We start from the raw sequence: 15,727 nt of genomic DNA, 5'->3' as shown, positions 1-15,727 counted from the left end.
TTCCACGCGGCGTCTGCGGCAGATCTAGTGCAGGTCGGTGACGTGCCCTGAGACGGGTGCGTTCTGCGGCTGGAACATCTTGCCGCGCTCGGCAATCAGGATCATCAGCAGCGCGGCAACCGAGACGCTGCAGAACCCGGCGGCCAGTGGCGTCACCGTGCCGTTGAAAGCCTGGCCGATCAGCGTGCCGAGAATGCCGCCGAGAAACGTCTGCATGAAACCCAGGATGGATGACGCCGTGCCGGCCAGTTGGCCAAGCGGCTCCATGGCCAACGCGTTGAAATTGGCGCCGAGGCAGCCAAACGGCAGCATGGCGCTGGCAAAGAAGGTGATGAACAGCCAGAGCGGCATCTTCGTTTCCAACGAAACCACCAGCCAGGCCAGGCTGATCACCAGAAACAGCAGCAGCGCGCTTTGCGACAGGCGGCGCATGCCGACGCGGCCGACGAGGCGCGAGTTGAGATAATTGGAGAAGGCGAGCACGCCCGCGACACCGGCGAAGATGACGGGAAACATCTCGCCGACGTTGAAGACGTTGACATAGATCTGCTGCGCCGAGGCGATGAAGCCGAACATGGCACCGAAGATGAACGTGCTGGCGAAGGCATAGCAGAGCGCGATGCGGTTGGTGAGCACGATGCGGAAGCCGCCGACAATGGAGGAGACCGTCAGTGCCCGGCGATATTCGGGATGCAGCGTCTCGGGCAGGCGCAGCAGCGACCATGCCGACACGATCAAGGCGCCGACGGCCATGGTGACGAATATCCAATGCCAGGTCGCGAACAGCATGACGAACTGCCCGATGCCCGGCGCCACGACCGGAATGGCCATGAACACCATGAAGATCAGCGACATGACTTCGGCCATACGCCGGCCATCGAATGTATCGCGCACGATCGAGACCGCGATGACGCGCGTGGCGGCCGCGCCGATGCCTTGCACGACACGACATAGCAAAAGTGTTTCAAAGCTGGGCGCGATGGCGGCCGCGGCGGCCGCGGCCACATAGATGATCAGGCCGGCGACGAGCGGCGAACGGCGTCCGAACCGGTCCGAGATCGGCCCGAAGAACAGTTGGCCACCGCCGAAACCCAGTATGTAGGCGGTGATCACATATTGCCGGTGGTTTTCATTCTCGACGCCGAGCGAGGCGCCAATCTGCTGCAGCGCGGGCAGCATGATGTCGATGGCCAGCGAATTGAGCGCCATCAGCGCCGCGCAGAGCGCGATGAACTCCCAGCGCGGAATGGGCAATTTGCTCACTCCGGGCAAGGCGCTTGCCCCCTGCGGCGCTGATTTCTGCTGGTCCACGGCAAGTCCGATCTCTCAAACGAAAACGCGCCGGCGGGCCGGCGCATTGCCTCGTCCTAGTCCCGGGAGCCGGGATGTAAAATTACCGAGGTGGGCTGCCCCGGTGCCCAAGGCATGTCGGTGTCGACATGCCTTGGCTGAATTAGGCGGCGCCTTTGACGCTGACGCCCTTCTCGACCAGGAAGGTCTGCAACTCGCCGGCCTGGAACATTTCGCGAATGATATCGCAGCCGCCGACGAATTCGCCCTTGACATAGAGCTGCGGGATCGTCGGCCAGTTGGAATAATCCTTGATGCCCTGGCGCAGTTCGGCGGAGTCCAGGACGTTCACGCCTTTGTAGTCGGCGCCGATATAGTCGAGGATCTGGACGACCTGGCCGGAAAACCCGCATTGCGGAAAGCCGGGCGTGCCCTTCATGAAAAGGACGACGTCGTTGCCCTTCACTTCGTTGTCGATGTAGTCGTTGATACCGCTCATGGAATATCCTTTCACGCCTGTGGGAGTCAGGCTCGAAGCATGTCTTTCAAATAAACCCATAGGTTGCCCGAAACAAGACTTTAGCCATGCCATCACCCGAATGGCGCAAAGAATGGGCTGTTTTGGGCCAAGCTTGTCGGGTGGAAATGCCTCAGTCGGGAACGCTGGTCTGCAGCGCCAGCGCGTGCAGCACGCCGCCCATATTGCCCTTCAGCGCGTCATAGACCATCTGGTGCTGCTGAACGCGGCTCTTTCCCCGAAAGCTCTCGGCCACGACTTCGGCCGCGTAGTGGTCGCCATCGCCGGCGAGATCGCGGATCGTCACGCGGGCGTCCGGTATGCCGTCCTTGATCAGTTTTTCGATATCGTGGGCGTCCATTGCCATTGCAGAAATTCCTGTTCCGGGAGGGCGGCGGCGCGGCGGCCCATGCGATGAGAGTCGGGCGAGCCTAAAGCCTTTCCAATCCGGATTGAAGCGGTTCCGTCCGGAGTTCGTTCTGTTGGTGTTCAGGAGATGGTTTCACCCGGCCCCTGCGCCGGCTCGTCCTCGCGCATCGAGAAGGCGCGGCCCAGACTGAAAACCAGCACGTAGAGCGGAGTGTTGACCGCCAGGTTGGCGATCGGCAGATAGCTGGTCACCCGCCAGGCGGGCGAGAAGAACGGCTGGCCGTAGCCATCGCAGACAAGCGAAGAGCCATACTCCCACAAGGCCCCCAAAACGGCCGAGACGGCGAAAAGCTTGATGCAGGTGACGACGTGTCTTGTCCGCGCCTGGTCCGGCATGAGCCAGTTCCAAAGCACCAGGCAGACAACCGGAACCGCATAGATGAGGTTCTGCAGGACCAGCATCGGAAGCGTATCGTTGGCCGCGGCGAGAAACTCGGCGCGTGTTTCCAGCCTGGGGCAAACCTCGCTCGAGGTCGTCGACAGCAGGAAGAAGACGAACGGCCCGAGGCACCAGAAAAAGAACAGCGACGGCCAGAAGACGACCGCAAGCAGCGCCCGTAGGGCCAGTTTCTTATGATTGAGCAGGATCTCTGGACAAAACGGCTTTCCGTTTGTCCGAGAAAACCGGTTTTCACTTTTCGGGATCATGCTCTCGTCAGCTGGTCTGGTCCATGAAGCGCGGGAACCAGCCTTCATGGGCGGCGGTCAGATCGCTGACCGGGATTGCCCTGGCATCGCCGAGCTTCAGCGCGTTGCCGCCCGTCGAGCCGATCCACGGCGCGAAGATGCCGAGTTCGCCCTGCTGCTTGCGAATAGCGTCCCATTCATCGCCGTGGGGATCGATCGACAGCGTCAGGAGATAGCGGCCCTGGTCTTCGCCAAACCAGACCGGGATCGGATCGGTACCGACCAGTCCGGGAACGGTCGCGCCAATGCCGGATGCCATCGCCATTTCGGCCAGCGCCACCACGATGCCGCCGTCGGAGACGTCATGCGCCGCCGTGACGACGCCGGACGCGATCAACGAGCGCACATGGTCGCCGACGCGCTTCTCGTGCTCGAGATCGACCGGCGGAGGCGGGCCATCGCTGCGGCCGTGGATATCGCGCATATACGCCGACTGGCCAAGATGCGTTCCCCAGGAAGCCGGCGCGCCCACCAGCAGGATCATCTGGCCTTCCGCGGCGAAACCGATCCGCGCCATCTTCGACCAGTCCGATATCAGGCCGACGCCGCCGATGGTCGGTGTCGGCAGGATGCCCTGGCCGTTGGTCTCGTTGTAGAGCGAGACGTTGCCCGATACGATCGGGAAACCCAGCGCCCGGCAGGCATCGCCAATGCCTTTCACCGCGCCGACCAGCTGGCCCATGATTTCTGGCCGTTCGGGATTGCCGAAATTGAGATTGTCGGTGGCGGCGAGCGGCAGCGCGCCCGTGGCGGTCAGGTTGCGCCAGCATTCGGCGACGGCCTGCTTGCCGCCCTCATAGGGATCGGCTTCGCAGTAGCGCGGCGTCACGTCGGAGGAGAAGGCCAGCGCCTTGGTCGGATGTCCCTCGACGCGCACCACGCCGGCATCGCCGCCCGGAAGCTGCAGCGAATTGCCCTGGATGAGCGTGTCGTATTGTTCCCACACCCAGCGACGCGAAGACAGGTCCGGTCCGCCAAGCAGCTTCAGCAGCGCATCGGCGAGGTCGGCTTGCGGGATATCGTTGGCGGCAAGCGGCGCAGGCTTCTTCGGCTCGACCCACGGGCGATCGTATTCCGGTGCCTTGTCGCCAAGGTCCTTGATCGGCAGGTTGGCGACCTCGTCGCCCTGGTGCCGCACGCGGAAGCGCAGATCGTCCGTGGTCTTGCCGACGATGGCAAAGTCGAGGCCCCATTTGTGGAAGATCGCCTCGGCTTCCTTTTCCTTTTCGGGGCGCAGCACCATCAGCATGCGCTCCTGGCTTTCCGACAGCATCATCTCGTAGGCGCTCATGCGCTCTTCGCGCACCGGCACCTTGTCGAGGTCGAGCTCGATCCCGAGGTCGCCCTTGGCGCCCATCTCGACCGCCGAACAGGTAAGGCCGGCCGCACCCATGTCTTGGATGGCGATGACCGCGCCCGAGGCCATCAGTTCGAGAGAGGCCTCGAGCAGGCATTTTTCGGTGAAGGGATCGCCGACCTGCACGGTCGGGCGCTTCTCGTCGATCTTGTCGTCGAACTCGGCCGAGGCCATGGTGGCGCCGCCGACACCGTCGCGGCCGGTCTTGGCACCGAGATAGACGACCGGCAGGCCGACCCCCTTTGCCTCTGACAGGAAGATGGCGTCCGTCTTGGCAAGGCCCGCGGCAAAGGCATTGACCAGGATGTTGCCGTTGTAGCGAGCGTCGAAATTGACCTCGCCGCCGACCGTCGGCACGCCGAAGGCATTGCCGTAGCCGCCGACACCGGAAACCACTCCGGCGACGAGATGCCTGGTCTTGGGATGGTCGGGAGCACCGAAGCGCAGCGCGTTCATGGCCGCGATCGGCCGCGCGCCCATGGTGAAGACGTCGCGCAAGATGCCGCCGACGCCGGTCGCCGCACCCTGATAAGGCTCGATGAAGGAGGGGTGGTTGTGGCTTTCCATCTTGAAGACGACGCAGTCGCCATCACCGATGTCGACCACGCCGGCATTCTCGCCCGGGCCCTGGATGACCTGCGGACCGGTGGTCGGCAAGGTGCGCAGCCATTTCTTCGAGGATTTGTAGGAGCAGTGCTCGTTCCACATTGCCGAGAAGATCCCGAGTTCGGTAAAGCTCGGTTCGCGTCCGACGAGGTCGAGGATGCGCTGATACTCATCGGGCTTCAGCCCATGCGCGGCGATGAGCTCTGATGTGATCGGCATGGAATTGGAAATGGTCATGGGCGGCGATTTATGTCCATGGAGCAGGGATTTTGAGTCTCCTCTTATCGCAAGCTTTGCGGTCGATACACCCGTCGGCTGAGGAAAAAGGCAGAAAGGAACAGGGTGATGACCACGATGGATCGCGGCAGGCTCTCTCGTGAGCAATGAGAGGCGCCAGGCCAGCGATTGAAGCTCCCACATAGCCAAATGGGGAACGCCATGGTGTCCCAGCCGTTAGATTCCTATCACTCAGGAGACAGCACGATGGCTACCAAGCAAGGCAAGAACGACAATCGCCTCTCGGACAAGGAGGCTCTCCATATCGCGGAGACCACCGATGTTTCACCCCGGCAAGCCAAGGAATTGGCTGAAAAGCACGGCAAGGACAAGGCCGAGAAGGAAGCCAAGAACTTCAAGGCCGAAGGCTGATCCGATCCGGTTCTGACAAGTCTCGGTTTCGCGAAGGCGGCGTCTCGAGGCTAGCAGGGCGGGTGGCCGCGAATGGCTAGGAAAAACTGTCGTAGCCTGCGCGGCCCTCGTCCAGCAGCCGCCTGATCACCGTGACGCCGCCGGCAATATCCTCGCGCCGCTTCGGCTGCGAGACGCCGAACCGCACCCCATGAAAAACCCGCTCCGAGCGCCCCGCCTTGAACTCATCCTCATCGTCGATCAGCACGCCATGCTCCAGGCAGGCATTCTTGAACGTGCCGGAAAGCCAGGGATCGGGCAGGGTGAGCCAGACGAACGGCACTTTGTCGTGCGATTTGAATGAGAAGCCTGTCAAGCGTTCGCGCACTATGGCCATGCGGGCGCTGATCTCCGCGATGCTGCGTCTGCGGATTTCGCTGGCCTGACCGGAAAGCACCAGCCGGGAATTCACCTCCGCCAACAGGAATGGCATGCCGCCGGTCATCATCTTGTGGGCGACCCGGATGCGGTGGCGATAGGCAGGCGGGCAGGAGAGCCAGCCGCCACGCAGGCCGGCCGCGACCGATTTCGACAAGCCACCGGCAATGATGGTGCGTTCAGGCGCAAATTCGGCAAGCAGTGGTGTCGGGTCGTCGGTCAGATGGCCGTAGAGGTCATCCTCGATCAGGATGACATTGTATTCACGGGCGACACGCGCGATCGCCTCACGGCGCGCCGACGACAAGGTCACCAAGGTCGGATTCTGCGCCGTTGGCATCAGAAATATCATCTTGGGATGCTTTTGCGCGCAGACGCGTTCGAAATCCGCTGGATCAAGGCCTTCATCATCCGATGCCACCAGCGCGGTGCGCCGGCCTATCAGGCCGGCGCTGCGGGAAATCTGCGAGTAGGTGAGGTGCTCGAAGGCGACATAGTCGCCGGGCGTGGTGAGGGCCGCGATCGCGGCCATCACCGCGGCATGAGTGCCGAGAGTGGGGACGATTGTGTCGACCGCTGGCCGGAAGGCGTTCCGTGACAGCCACCGGGCGCCGGCTTCGTACCAGCGATCCGGGAAATCGCGCGTGTAGCTCGAAATCTCATGCGGATGGTCCTGCGCGGCGCGCGAGAGGACGTCGGCAACAATGGCGCCCTGGCCCATGTCAGGGGCCGCCGTGCTGTCGAAACGCAGCTTGCCCTTGGGGGCATCGGCATAACGCGTGCCTTCGACACTGGTGTCGGGCTCCTCTGGCTCTGTAACGCCAACGTTCTCTCCCAGCACATAGGTCCCCCGTCCGACCTCGCCACTGACAAGACCGCGCTCACGCAGCAATTGGTAGGCCCGGCCGACCGTGCCGACCGTGGCGCCGATGTCGTAGGCGAGATCGCGCTGTGGCGGCAGCTTTGCCCCGGCCCCGATCACACCCCGGTCGATATCCGCTTCAATGGCGTCTGCGAGGCGCTGATACAGCGGACCTGAACCCGTGAGATCTGGAACCCAATTTGTCATGGTGACAATTTTCTATATTGCACCGTTTCGGGAGTCAATACATATCAATAGCGCGCTAAAAAGGGTGCAATTGATATTTGGCAGAAAGAAAATGGATACAATCGGAACATTCCGCCACTCCAGAACCGAATTGCTCGGCCAGCCTGCACGCCCGTCCGGGCAGCGCCGCTTCGCCGGCCGACTGGTGCAAGTGATCAGGTCGCTGGCGAAATGGATCGACCATCTGCTGGAGCGCCGGCGCGGCCGGCTGGCACTGCTGGAGATGACCGACGATCAACTCAAGGATATCGGCATCTCGCGCTGCGACGCTCACCGCGAAGGCATCAAGCCGCTCTGGGAATAGGGACCGGTCTATCGGATGCCTTTGCTCCTGAGGCGTCCGACGCCGTGATCGACGAAAATGGCGACGACGCATATCGCCACGAACAGCGCGGTGATGGCGAGCGCCGCTATAGTGACGCTCTCAACGCCATTCCTGGCGATATCGAGGAAGGGGTAGGGCACCTCGCCCGCTAGCGGCGCCCGCGCCAGCGCATAGGCCAGATAGGCGATGGGATAGACAACCCACCAGGAAATATCGCTCCATCTCGTTTTGCCGTCGGCGCCTGACGTCAGCCACCAAAGCACGAACAGCACCGGCGTCACGTAGTGCAGCAGGACGTCGCAGAGCAGGAACAGGCCCTGTGGCTGCCAGAGCCGCGCCAGCAGGGTGGCATAGACAATGAAGACCAGGGTGATCGAAACCGCGACGCCCGCGCGCATCCGTGGTCCGGCAAAGGCCGGCAGCCACGCATGGCCGTTGGATGACAACAGCGAGGTGTGAACCAGCACGGCGCCAATGTTGGTCAGGATGGTGAAGAAGCTGAAATAGAACACGATCGAGCCAAACAGGCCGCGGCCCGCTTCCATCGACGCTGGAATGGTGATCGAGAACTGCAGGGCAAGCGCTATCAGGCCAACTACCAACCCTGCGGTCTGCAGGAACCGGCCCATGGCTGGCTCAGGCGGTGGCTGCGCAGGCCGGATTGCCCGCCTGCCAGCGCGCGACATCCGAGCTGATGCGCGCGCCAAGCGGGTCGTTCATCAACGGTCCGAAGACGTCGACATGGCTTGAATTCCCCTGCGCCTGCACGACCAGCAGCGGTTTGCCGCCATAGTGCTTGGCCGGCACCAGAAGGAAGCGCGGCTGGCCGCTGAACGAGTTCAACTCATTGGCCATCTGATACTGCTTGAAAGCAGGGTCCTTGCTGGCGATCCAGCATTTGTGGGCCGATATCGCCACTTGTTCCATCGCCAGCAGCGCGGCACTTTTGCCCGACGGCAAAGGCGTGCTCTTGGGGCTCGACTGGCACGATGCCAACGCAAACCCCGCCGCGGCGACGATGGCAATCGTCCTCGTCTTGATCAAGCGGCACCCATTTCAAGTTCGGATAGAGACGTCTTGAGGCCGTCGATCATCTCGCCCCACACCCTGGACAATGCGGGGTGCTGCGAGGCGATCTGCTCATAGGCATCGAATTTGGGATAGGCGTCGAGCAAGTCGTGGTGGCCTGTCATGGCGCGGAAATTGTTGAGGATGAACCGCGTCGGCGTCAGCCAAGCATCGGCGAAACTGATGTCGCTACCGAGCGCGAAGGGGCCTTGCGCCATGCGTGCCTCGATGGCCGCCAGCCCATGGTGGAGACGGGCGAATTGGGCGTCGATCTCGGCAGTGTTGCGCTTCGGCACGAAATGCAGCTCGAAAAGCTTCATCGTCGGCGTCAGCACATCGAGATCGGTGATGCGGGCGAACATGCGCACCAGCGCGCGGTCCTTCGAATCGGGCGGTAACAGCGCCGGTTCGGGAAACCGCTCCTCAAGATATTCGGCGATGACCACCGATTCGACGATCGTTTCGCCCGAGCCGGTGATCAGAACCGGAATCCGGTTCATCGGCGAGATGGCGCGAAACTCTTCGGGGATCGGAAAACCCGGGGGCGGCGCGATGATCTTGAGCGGCACGTCCTTGATATAGGCCAGTGCCCGCACAATCGAAGAGTAGGGCGACAACGGCCGCGAATAGAGTTTCATGACCGTCTCTCCCTCACGCTATGATTTTGAATTACCGCAATTCTTAAGGTTGCGGTTGCAAACTTCAAGCGGCAATGCCCAGGGCGCCTTCGAACAGCGCCCTTCCGTCATTGCCGCCATGCGCTGCTTCTATCAGGTTCTCGGGATGCGGCATCAGGCCAAGCACATTGCCTTGTTCATTGACGATGCCGGCAATGTCGTTGATCGAGCCGTTCGGATTGGTGCCTTCGGCATAGCGGAACACCACCTGGCCTTCGCCTTCGAGACGGGCAAGCGTGTCGGCGTCGGCAAAGTAATTGCCGTCATGATGCGCAACCGGCGAGCGGATGATCTGGCCCGGCTGGTAGCGGCGGGTGAACATGGTGTTGGCGTTGGCGATCTCGAGCTTGACTTGCCGGCAGACGAATTTCAGCGAGGTGTTGCGCATCAGCGCACCGGGCAGCAGTCCCGCCTCGACCAGGATCTGGAAACCGTTGCAGACGCCGATGACCATGACGCCCTTGGCGGCCTTTTCGGCGACCGCCCGCATCACCGGCATGCGCGCGGCGATGGCGCCGCAGCGCAGATAGTCGCCGAAGGAGAAGCCGCCGGGGATGGCGATCAGGTCGACATCGGGGATTTCTGTGTCGGTCTGCCAGACGGTTGCCGGCGCCTGTCCGGAAATCTTGGTCAGCGCCGCAATCATGTCGCGGTCGCGATTGAGGCCAGGCAGGAGGACGACAGCTGATTTCATTTTGGTTCGTAAGGCCTCTGAGCTTCGGCAAGTTCGCGCGGGTCGAGACGGCGTTCTATGCGTTCAAATCGATCATCCTGGCGGGCGAGAATGCCATAGATGTCACTTTGCGTTGCCACCACATGACCCCGCATAACACTCAATTCCCGTTTCGTCTCGGAACATCCTGACGAAGTTCACCAATTTCGTGATGCACGCATTTCAGCAGCTCGAACATCAACTCATTCACTTCCGGCAAATTGCCTCCGACACAACCTCAGGTAAGCGTCACACTATAATTCTCGATCACCGTATTCGCCAGCAGCTTGTCGCACATGGCCTTGAGGTCGGCTTCGGCCTTGGCCTTGTCGCTTTCCGCCAGTTCGACGTCGAACACCTTGCCTTGCCGCACCGCGCCGACGCCATCGAAGCCCAGCCCTGACAGTGCGTGTTCGATTGCCTTGCCTTGCGGGTCCAGAACGCCGTTCTTGAGGGTGACGGTAATGCGGGCCTTGATCACGCTGGACATGCTCCTGTTCTGAATGTTGGGGCGCAAGCCGCTATCAGTGCGGCTTGCCTTTGAGGCCGTCGGTCGAGGCTACAAGCACCGGGCCGGTCGGACGCGGCGGCTCGTTCTCGTTCATGATGCCGAGGCGGCGGGCGACTTCCTGATAAGCCTCCACGAGGCCGCCCATGTCGCGGCGGAAACGGTCCTTGTCGAGCTTGTCCTGCGTTGCCACGTCCCACAGGCGGCAGGAGTCCGGCGAAATCTCGTCGGCCACGACGATGCGCATCATGTCGCCCTCGAACAGGCGGCCGCACTCGATCTTGAAGTCGACCAGCTGGATGCCGACGCCCATGAACAGGCCGGAGAGGAAATCGTTGACGCGGATGGCGAGCGCCATGACGTCGTCGATCTCCTGTGGGCTTGCCCAGCCGAACGCCGTGATGTGCTCTTCCGAAACCATCGGATCGTCGAGCGCGTCGGCCTTGTAGTAGAATTCGATGATCGAGCGCGGCAAAACGGTGCCTTCCTCGATGCCGAGGCGCTTGGACAGCGAACCGGCGGCGACATTGCGCACCACCACTTCGAGCGGGATGATCTCGACTTCCTTGATCAGCTGCTCGCGCATGTTGAGCCGGCGGATGAAGTGGGTCGGAATGCCCATGCGGTTCAAATGATTGAATATGTATTCGGAAATGCGGTTGTTGAGCACGCCCTTGCCGTCGATGACCTCGTGTTTCTTCTTGTTGAACGCGGTTGCGTCGTCCTTGAAGAACTGGATCAGCGTGCCCGGCTCGGGTCCCTCATAGAGGATCTTGGCCTTGCCTTCATAAATGCGGCGGCGATTTTTCATTTGAATTTTTCTCTGGATTTGCGGGCAGGCGGTAAGCGACCACTTCCTGTCCGTCCGCCTGAATTAATGCGGCGACGGTGACGTTCAATGCCGGGTCTATCCCAATCACACCGTTTGCTCAATCGGCAAATCCTTCCAATCAACCGCTTTCGGGACTGAAATGCCGCAGCGCAGCATATGACGAAGCATATTGACCGGCCCGCGACCTTTTGGTTTGTGCTTCGGCAACACATATTCACCTGCCAACGAATCGGATTTGACCCGGAGGGACTCCATGAGCAGCATGAAAGACCGCGAAGAGGGCTTCGAGCGCAAATTTGCATTCGACGAGGAGCTTCGGTTCAAGGCTTCGGCGCGGCGCAACAAGGCGCTTGGTCTGTGGGCCGCCGAAAAGCTCGGAAAATCGGGTGCCGACGCCGACGCCTACGCCAAGGAAGTGGTTGTTTCCGACATCGAGGAAGCCGGCGACCATGACGTATTCCGCAAGATCCGCAAGGATTTCGACGCCGCCGGCGTCGAGCAGTCCGATCACCAGATCCGCCGCACCATGGATGAACTGATGGCGCAGGCGATCGAGCAGATCAGGAACACCTGATCCGGCCTCTTACTGGACCAATCGACCGCCCGGCCGATCCGGGCGGTTTTTCTTTGCCTTTGCGGCGGTTTCCGGCTGAAACTGCCGACGCTAACAAGGAAAGAGATTAGATGTCGCTGAAGTCCCGTCTTGCCGCCGATGAAACGCTGGTCACCGCCTGGTCCGGCGTGCCGGACGCGTTGACCGTGGAGATCCTCGCCAGGCAGGACTTCGATGCCGTCACGCTCGACATGCAGCATGGCGGTCATCACGAGGACAGCGTGCTGCGCGGTCTCGCCCCGGTGCTCGCCACCGGCAAGCCGGCGCTGGTGCGCATTCCCGTCGGCCGCTTCGACATGGCAAGCCGGGCGCTTGATTTCGGCGCCGAAGCGGTCATTGCGCCGATGGTCAATTCGGTGGCCGACGCAAAAATGTTTGCCGCCGCCATGAAATACCCGCCGCTCGGCGAGCGCTCCTGGGGGCCGACCTACGCCTTTCCTCGTCACGGCAAGGGCGACCAAGCCGATTGGCTGCGCGATGCCAACCAGCGCACCATGGCCTTCGCCATGGTCGAAACGCGTGCCGCGCTCGACGCGCTCGACGGCATTCTCGATACGCCGGGTATCGACGGCATTTTCCTCGGCCCATCGGATTTCTCGATCGCCTGGTCGGACGGCACGACCGTCAATTCGACGCTCGAAAGCATGATGGAAACCGTGGCTTCGATCGCCGAACGCACCCGCAAGGCCGGCAAACACGCCGCGATCTACGTCATCGAACCGGCCATTGCCGGCCGCGTCGTGTCGATGGGCTACCGCCTGCTGGCCACCGGATCCGAACACGCGCTGATTTCGCTGGGAGCCAAGACGCTGCTGAAAGACATCAAGGATTCGATCGGGGCCTGAGCAGGCTCCTCGGGATTTCGCTAGCCTCTCGCCGGGGCGCTCTGCGATCAGATATGCGCGGTTTCAGCCGCCGCTACTGTGTCGATGCGCCTGAATCTGTCGAACAGGACGCGAAGCACTGCGATCCACCAATTGTTGAAGGCCACTAGCGGCAATGCCGTGAGGACCGAGCCCAGCATGGCCGCTGCCGCGCCGAAGGCAGCGGAGCCGCTGGTCAAAAAAACCCAGGACCCCAACGAGCAGATGACCGGCACATGCACGAGATAAAGCGGGAATGACAAGTCGCCGAAGAAGCGCGCGGCTTTGCCCGTCAGCCACGATGGCGGGCTCTGCGAGGCCACCACGGCATAGATGAGCATGACGCTGCCCAAAGTGGCGATATAGGCCCGCCTGGCGCTCTCGGGGAGACCGCCGGCCTCCAGCACGGCAAAGGGGCGGTAGATGCCAACCGAATTCCCGGCATAGCCCAGCAAAGCCAATGAGACAGCGACGAGGGCCAGCCTTGTCCAAGCGTTCGGACGAAATTTCGAGGCGAGCAGAAGATGCAGCGAAAGCCCGACGGGGAAGGCGACCAGAACGAAATTGACCAACCACGCCAAGAACACGCCGATGGCAAGCACGAGCCAGGAAAGCGAAGGTATGCGGTCGTGCAGGAAGAAGATGGCCGGCGCGAGAGCAAAGACCATCAGGCTGCCCCAGAACTCGAACCACATGGTCCACAGGCTCGTGTCGTAGTAGCTGTCCCCGAAAATGAACGTCCGCCATGCCCCTTGCGCGAAGGCGTCCGAAAAGTTCGCGGTCTCTGGCGTCAGCTGCTTTGCGGCATAGGCGAAATTGGCGAGCCAGGGTGATCCGGTCTGGGCGCCCGCATCCCGGAAGAAATACAGCTCCTGCCTGAAGATGAGGCAGGACAGCAGCACCGTGACAAGCACGGGCCCCGCAAGCCGTGGCAGGCGCTTGGCCGCGGCCAGCAGGAGATCCCCGATCTTGCGGCTCGCGAAATAACGTTTCACCAGCACGAAGGAGGACAGCACGAAGAACAGATACACGGCGGACTGGCCATTCAGCGCGACGAAGAAGAAGCTCGTTTGCAACGAGTTGGCTGGGCCATTCGCAAAAATACCGCTCGCCGAAGGCGCAAAACCGAGCAGCGTGTGCCAGAACATCACGACGATTGACGCAACGCCCCGCAACAATTCCAGCGAATCGTCCTTACGCAAATCCCAGCCCCTTACTTCGCAGCCGCCTTGGCTTATCCGACCGGCCATTTGCCGTAAAGCTGCCCGGCGGCCATCGTCTTGCCAGGCATATAACCTCCAAAAGCGGGGCATGGACGGCCGAGCGACTAGAGATCCGTCAAGAACTTGGCAAAGGTCATCGAGCCTTCTGGCCATGGGCCGAAGCCTGAATCCTCGCTGAGATGACCGGTCTCGCCGGCGTCGATGAACAGTGAGCCCCAGGCGCCGGCGATGTCCTCGGCGACATCGAAGGGACAAAAGGGATCGTTGCGGCTGGCGATCAAGATGGAGGGAAACGGCAGCGGCTCGCGCGGATAAGGGCCGAAGGTCATCAGATGCCTTGGCTTGATCTTGGGATTGGCGACGTCGGGCGGTGCCACGAAGAAGGCGCCGGCGACCGGCTTCTGAAATTGCGGAATGGCTTGTACGGCCGCGGCCACTCCCAGTGAGTGAGCGACGAGAACGACAGGTCTCTGCGCCTCGTTGACCGCTTTGGCCACGCTCGCCGTCCAGTCCTCGCGCACCGGCTTAGACCACTCCGCCTGTTCCACGCGCCGCGCCGTCGACAGCTTCGATTGCCAGCGGGTCTGCCAATGCTCGGGCCCGGAATTGGTGTATCCGGGAATGATCAGAATATCTGCGTCCTTGACTTTCATGGCGCTGAGATAGCGAGCGCGATTGTCTGATGCAACCGTTGATGGATGCGCTCACGCTCGCAATGATGAACACCATGTTCGCTTTTCGCGGTCTTGTGTGAACGATGGCGATCGACGATCTCTGTCGGGAAAGAAACAGCCGTGGAGGGACCGGGATTTTGGCGCTGACACGACGAACAATGATCGGCGGCGCCGGGGTCCTGGCTTTGGGAACTTCGCGAAACGTCGCCGCAACGGAGACAATGATGAGCGAACTGCCATTTGCCGCCACCACGCCGGTGAGCGTCGCCCGGGTCGGGCTGAAGGCGCGTGATGCCGAAAGCCTCGCGGCCTATTATCGCCGGGTTGTCGGCCTGCAGGAACTGAGCCGTGCCGATGGTGCGATCACCCTGGGCGCAGCCGACCGTCCGCTGCTGGTCCTTGAACCGGACGTGTCCGCCAAGCCGGACGATCCGCGCAGCGCCGGCCTCTTCCATACGGCATTCCTGCTGCCTAGCCGCGCCGATCTCGGCCGCTGGATCAAGCATGCCATCGCAGACAAGATCGCCATCGAGGGCGCTTCGGACCATCTGGTCAGCGAAGCGCTGTACCTGACCGATCCCGAGGGCAACGGCATCGAGATCTATGCCGACCGCCGCCCGCAGGACTGGAAATGGAACGGCGACAGGATCGCCATGGCGACCGAGCGGATGAACATTCCTTCTGTCGTTGCCGAAGTGCCGGCCGGCGATGCCGGCTGGCAGGGCGCGCCGGAAAACAGCATTGTCGGCCATGTCCACCTGCGCGTCGGCAGGCCGGAAGAGGCCGAAGCCTGGTGGAACCAGGAATTCGGTTTCGACACGGTGGCCAAATATGGCGGCCAGGCGGTGTTCCTGTCGTCAGGCCATTACCACCACCACATCGGCGCCAATGCCTGGCAGAGCGCCGGCGCCGGCCGCCGCGACCCGGCCCGTTCGGGCCTCGCCTGGGTAGAGATGCGTTCGGATAATGTGAGCAGCGAAACGACCCGCGAGGACCCCTGGGGCACGGTGATCAGGACTGTTCCCGGCAAGGCTTGATTGGCGAAAGCGTCGGCGCGAGCGTCTTTCCCCCATCTATACGGGGAGAAAGACCCGGCAGGGCAATGAGGGCAAGTCTTGAGATTGTCGAAGCCGACGAGGGTTCATCGCCGAAGTCGGTGCCGCCCCGCCTGCC

Annotated in this window: 20 protein-coding genes; 5 read left to right on the top strand and 15 right to left on the bottom strand. The window is 62.0% G+C overall.

Annotated features, from left to right (window positions below; translation table 11 throughout):
• Positions 1 to 24: 24 nt before the first annotated feature.
• The 5 genes from FJ960_RS15510 to purL form a co-directional block, all read right to left on the bottom strand.
• Complete coding sequence (locus tag FJ960_RS15510; protein ID WP_181174253.1) at positions 25 to 1,248, bottom strand: multidrug effflux MFS transporter; 1,224 nt, start codon at positions 1,246 to 1,248, stop codon at positions 25 to 27.
• Positions 1,249 to 1,453: 205 nt separating this feature from the next.
• Positions 1,454 to 1,789 carry a Grx4 family monothiol glutaredoxin gene (grxD, locus tag FJ960_RS15505; protein WP_013895877.1) on the bottom strand — a complete coding sequence of 112 codons (336 nt, stop codon included), beginning with the start codon at positions 1,787 to 1,789 and terminating at the stop codon, positions 1,454 to 1,456.
• Positions 1,790 to 1,940: 151 nt separating this feature from the next.
• Complete coding sequence (locus FJ960_RS15500; protein ID WP_015318146.1) at positions 1,941 to 2,174, bottom strand: BolA family transcriptional regulator; 234 nt, start codon at positions 2,172 to 2,174, stop codon at positions 1,941 to 1,943.
• A 122-nt stretch (positions 2,175 to 2,296) separates the two neighbouring features.
• Positions 2,297 to 2,884: a hypothetical protein gene (locus FJ960_RS15495; protein WP_246672841.1), complete on the bottom strand. Its 588-nt coding sequence runs from the start codon at positions 2,882 to 2,884 to the stop codon at positions 2,297 to 2,299.
• A 7-nt stretch (positions 2,885 to 2,891) separates the two neighbouring features.
• Positions 2,892 to 5,123, bottom strand: coding sequence for a phosphoribosylformylglycinamidine synthase subunit PurL (purL, locus tag FJ960_RS15490; protein WP_140715083.1), 2,232 nt, complete (start codon positions 5,121 to 5,123; stop codon positions 2,892 to 2,894).
• 246 nt (positions 5,124 to 5,369) lie between these two features.
• Between purL and FJ960_RS29515 the strand changes: the two genes are divergently transcribed.
• Positions 5,370 to 5,534 carry a hypothetical protein gene (locus FJ960_RS29515; protein ID WP_167531216.1) on the top strand — a complete coding sequence of 55 codons (165 nt, stop codon included), beginning with the start codon at positions 5,370 to 5,372 and terminating at the stop codon, positions 5,532 to 5,534.
• Positions 5,535 to 5,610: 76 nt separating this feature from the next.
• Here the strand turns inward: FJ960_RS29515 and FJ960_RS15485 are convergent, their stop codons facing one another.
• Positions 5,611 to 7,020, bottom strand: coding sequence for a PLP-dependent aminotransferase family protein (locus FJ960_RS15485; protein ID WP_140715081.1), 1,410 nt, complete (start codon positions 7,018 to 7,020; stop codon positions 5,611 to 5,613).
• A gap of 91 nt (positions 7,021 to 7,111) precedes the next feature.
• Here FJ960_RS15485 and FJ960_RS15480 point away from each other — a divergent pair, with 91 nt between their 5' ends.
• Positions 7,112 to 7,363: a DUF1127 domain-containing protein gene (locus FJ960_RS15480; RefSeq protein ID WP_140715079.1), complete on the top strand. Its 252-nt coding sequence runs from the start codon at positions 7,112 to 7,114 to the stop codon at positions 7,361 to 7,363.
• 8 nt (positions 7,364 to 7,371) lie between these two features.
• Here FJ960_RS15480 and FJ960_RS15475 read toward each other — a convergent pair whose 3' ends face one another.
• The 7 genes from FJ960_RS15475 to FJ960_RS29510 form a co-directional block, all read right to left on the bottom strand.
• Complete coding sequence (locus FJ960_RS15475; protein ID WP_140715077.1) at positions 7,372 to 8,013, bottom strand: Pr6Pr family membrane protein; 642 nt, start codon at positions 8,011 to 8,013, stop codon at positions 7,372 to 7,374.
• 7 nt (positions 8,014 to 8,020) lie between these two features.
• Positions 8,021 to 8,428: a hypothetical protein gene (locus FJ960_RS15470; protein ID WP_140715075.1), complete on the bottom strand. Its 408-nt coding sequence runs from the start codon at positions 8,426 to 8,428 to the stop codon at positions 8,021 to 8,023.
• The gene (locus FJ960_RS15465) at positions 8,425 to 9,090 is read right to left on the bottom strand and encodes a glutathione S-transferase family protein (RefSeq protein WP_140715073.1); all 666 of its coding nucleotides are present in this window, start codon (positions 9,088 to 9,090) and stop codon (positions 8,425 to 8,427) included. The genes FJ960_RS15470 and FJ960_RS15465 overlap by 4 nt, the downstream gene beginning before the upstream one ends.
• Positions 9,091 to 9,154: 64 nt before the next feature.
• Positions 9,155 to 9,823, bottom strand: a complete 669-nt coding sequence (gene purQ / locus FJ960_RS15460) for a phosphoribosylformylglycinamidine synthase subunit PurQ (RefSeq protein WP_015318137.1) — start codon at positions 9,821 to 9,823, stop codon at positions 9,155 to 9,157.
• A gap of 256 nt (positions 9,824 to 10,079) precedes the next feature.
• Positions 10,080 to 10,322 (bottom strand): phosphoribosylformylglycinamidine synthase subunit PurS, encoded by a 243-nt coding sequence (gene purS / locus FJ960_RS15450; protein ID WP_013895864.1) that lies wholly within the window; start codon positions 10,320 to 10,322, stop codon positions 10,080 to 10,082.
• 43 nt (positions 10,323 to 10,365) lie between these two features.
• Positions 10,366 to 11,160, bottom strand: coding sequence for a phosphoribosylaminoimidazolesuccinocarboxamide synthase (gene purC / locus FJ960_RS15445; RefSeq protein ID WP_013532127.1), 795 nt, complete (start codon positions 11,158 to 11,160; stop codon positions 10,366 to 10,368).
• Between the two features lie 105 nt (positions 11,161 to 11,265).
• The gene (locus FJ960_RS29510) at positions 11,266 to 11,445 is read right to left on the bottom strand and encodes a hypothetical protein (protein WP_140506361.1); all 180 of its coding nucleotides are present in this window, start codon (positions 11,443 to 11,445) and stop codon (positions 11,266 to 11,268) included.
• Between FJ960_RS29510 and FJ960_RS15440 the strand changes: the two genes are divergently transcribed.
• Positions 11,435 to 11,755 carry a DUF1476 domain-containing protein gene (locus tag FJ960_RS15440; RefSeq protein WP_140506359.1) on the top strand — a complete coding sequence of 107 codons (321 nt, stop codon included), beginning with the start codon at positions 11,435 to 11,437 and terminating at the stop codon, positions 11,753 to 11,755. The genes FJ960_RS29510 and FJ960_RS15440 overlap by 11 nt on opposite strands.
• A 110-nt stretch (positions 11,756 to 11,865) precedes the next feature.
• Positions 11,866 to 12,639, top strand: a complete 774-nt coding sequence (locus tag FJ960_RS15435; RefSeq protein WP_140715071.1) for an HpcH/HpaI aldolase/citrate lyase family protein — start codon at positions 11,866 to 11,868, stop codon at positions 12,637 to 12,639.
• 47 nt (positions 12,640 to 12,686) lie between these two features.
• On the opposite strand, the gene FJ960_RS15430 is transcribed toward FJ960_RS15435, so the two are convergent.
• On the bottom strand, positions 12,687 to 14,033 hold the full coding sequence (locus FJ960_RS15430) for an acyltransferase (RefSeq protein WP_246672839.1): 1,347 nt from the start codon (positions 14,031 to 14,033) through the stop codon (positions 12,687 to 12,689).
• On the bottom strand, positions 13,985 to 14,533 hold the full coding sequence (locus FJ960_RS15425; protein WP_140506571.1) for an alpha/beta hydrolase: 549 nt from the start codon (positions 14,531 to 14,533) through the stop codon (positions 13,985 to 13,987). The genes FJ960_RS15430 and FJ960_RS15425 overlap by 49 nt, the downstream gene beginning before the upstream one ends.
• Positions 14,534 to 14,778: 245 nt before the next feature.
• On the opposite strand from FJ960_RS15425, the gene FJ960_RS15420 reads away from it, so the two are divergent.
• Complete coding sequence (locus FJ960_RS15420; RefSeq protein WP_140715069.1) at positions 14,779 to 15,591, top strand: VOC family protein; 813 nt, start codon at positions 14,779 to 14,781, stop codon at positions 15,589 to 15,591.
• The last annotated feature ends 136 nt before the right edge of the window (positions 15,592 to 15,727 follow it).

The organism is Mesorhizobium sp. B2-3-11 (genome assembly GCF_006442215.1).
GTDB lineage: Bacteria > Pseudomonadota > Alphaproteobacteria > Rhizobiales > Rhizobiaceae > Mesorhizobium > Mesorhizobium salmacidum.
The sequence above is the reverse complement of the archived record's forward strand: the minus strand, read 5'-3'. Positions and strand labels throughout refer to the sequence as shown.

Bases quoted from the DNA above. Each gene is read 5' to 3' on its own strand.
- grxD (WP_013895877.1), bottom strand. From the start codon at position 1,789: ATGAGCGGTATCAACGACTACATCGACAACGAAGTGAAGGGCAACGAC.
- FJ960_RS15500 (WP_015318146.1), bottom strand. From the start codon at position 2,174: ATGGCAATGGACGCCCACGATATCGAAAAACTGATCAAGGACGGCATA.
- FJ960_RS15495 (WP_246672841.1), bottom strand. From the start codon at position 2,884: ATGATCCCGAAAAGTGAAAACCGGTTTTCTCGGACAAACGGAAAGCCG.
- purL (WP_140715083.1), bottom strand. From the start codon at position 5,123: ATGACCATTTCCAATTCCATGCCGATCACATCAGAGCTCATCGCCGCG.
- FJ960_RS29515 (WP_167531216.1), top strand. From the start codon at position 5,370: ATGGCTACCAAGCAAGGCAAGAACGACAATCGCCTCTCGGACAAGGAG.
- FJ960_RS15485 (WP_140715081.1), bottom strand. From the start codon at position 7,020: ATGACAAATTGGGTTCCAGATCTCACGGGTTCAGGTCCGCTGTATCAG.
- FJ960_RS15480 (WP_140715079.1), top strand. From the start codon at position 7,112: ATGGATACAATCGGAACATTCCGCCACTCCAGAACCGAATTGCTCGGC.
- FJ960_RS15475 (WP_140715077.1), bottom strand. From the start codon at position 8,013: ATGGGCCGGTTCCTGCAGACCGCAGGGTTGGTAGTTGGCCTGATAGCG.
- FJ960_RS15465 (WP_140715073.1), bottom strand. From the start codon at position 9,090: ATGAAACTCTATTCGCGGCCGTTGTCGCCCTACTCTTCGATTGTGCGG.
- purQ (WP_015318137.1), bottom strand. From the start codon at position 9,823: ATGAAATCAGCTGTCGTCCTCCTGCCTGGCCTCAATCGCGACCGCGAC.
- purC (WP_013532127.1), bottom strand. From the start codon at position 11,160: ATGAAAAATCGCCGCCGCATTTATGAAGGCAAGGCCAAGATCCTCTAT.
- FJ960_RS15440 (WP_140506359.1), top strand. From the start codon at position 11,435: ATGAGCAGCATGAAAGACCGCGAAGAGGGCTTCGAGCGCAAATTTGCA.
- FJ960_RS29510 (WP_140506361.1), bottom strand. From the start codon at position 11,445: ATGCTGCTCATGGAGTCCCTCCGGGTCAAATCCGATTCGTTGGCAGGT.
- FJ960_RS15435 (WP_140715071.1), top strand. From the start codon at position 11,866: ATGTCGCTGAAGTCCCGTCTTGCCGCCGATGAAACGCTGGTCACCGCC.
- FJ960_RS15430 (WP_246672839.1), bottom strand. From the start codon at position 14,033: ATGGCCAGAAGGCTCGATGACCTTTGCCAAGTTCTTGACGGATCTCTA.
- FJ960_RS15425 (WP_140506571.1), bottom strand. From the start codon at position 14,533: ATGAAAGTCAAGGACGCAGATATTCTGATCATTCCCGGATACACCAAT.
- FJ960_RS15420 (WP_140715069.1), top strand. From the start codon at position 14,779: ATGAGCGAACTGCCATTTGCCGCCACCACGCCGGTGAGCGTCGCCCGG.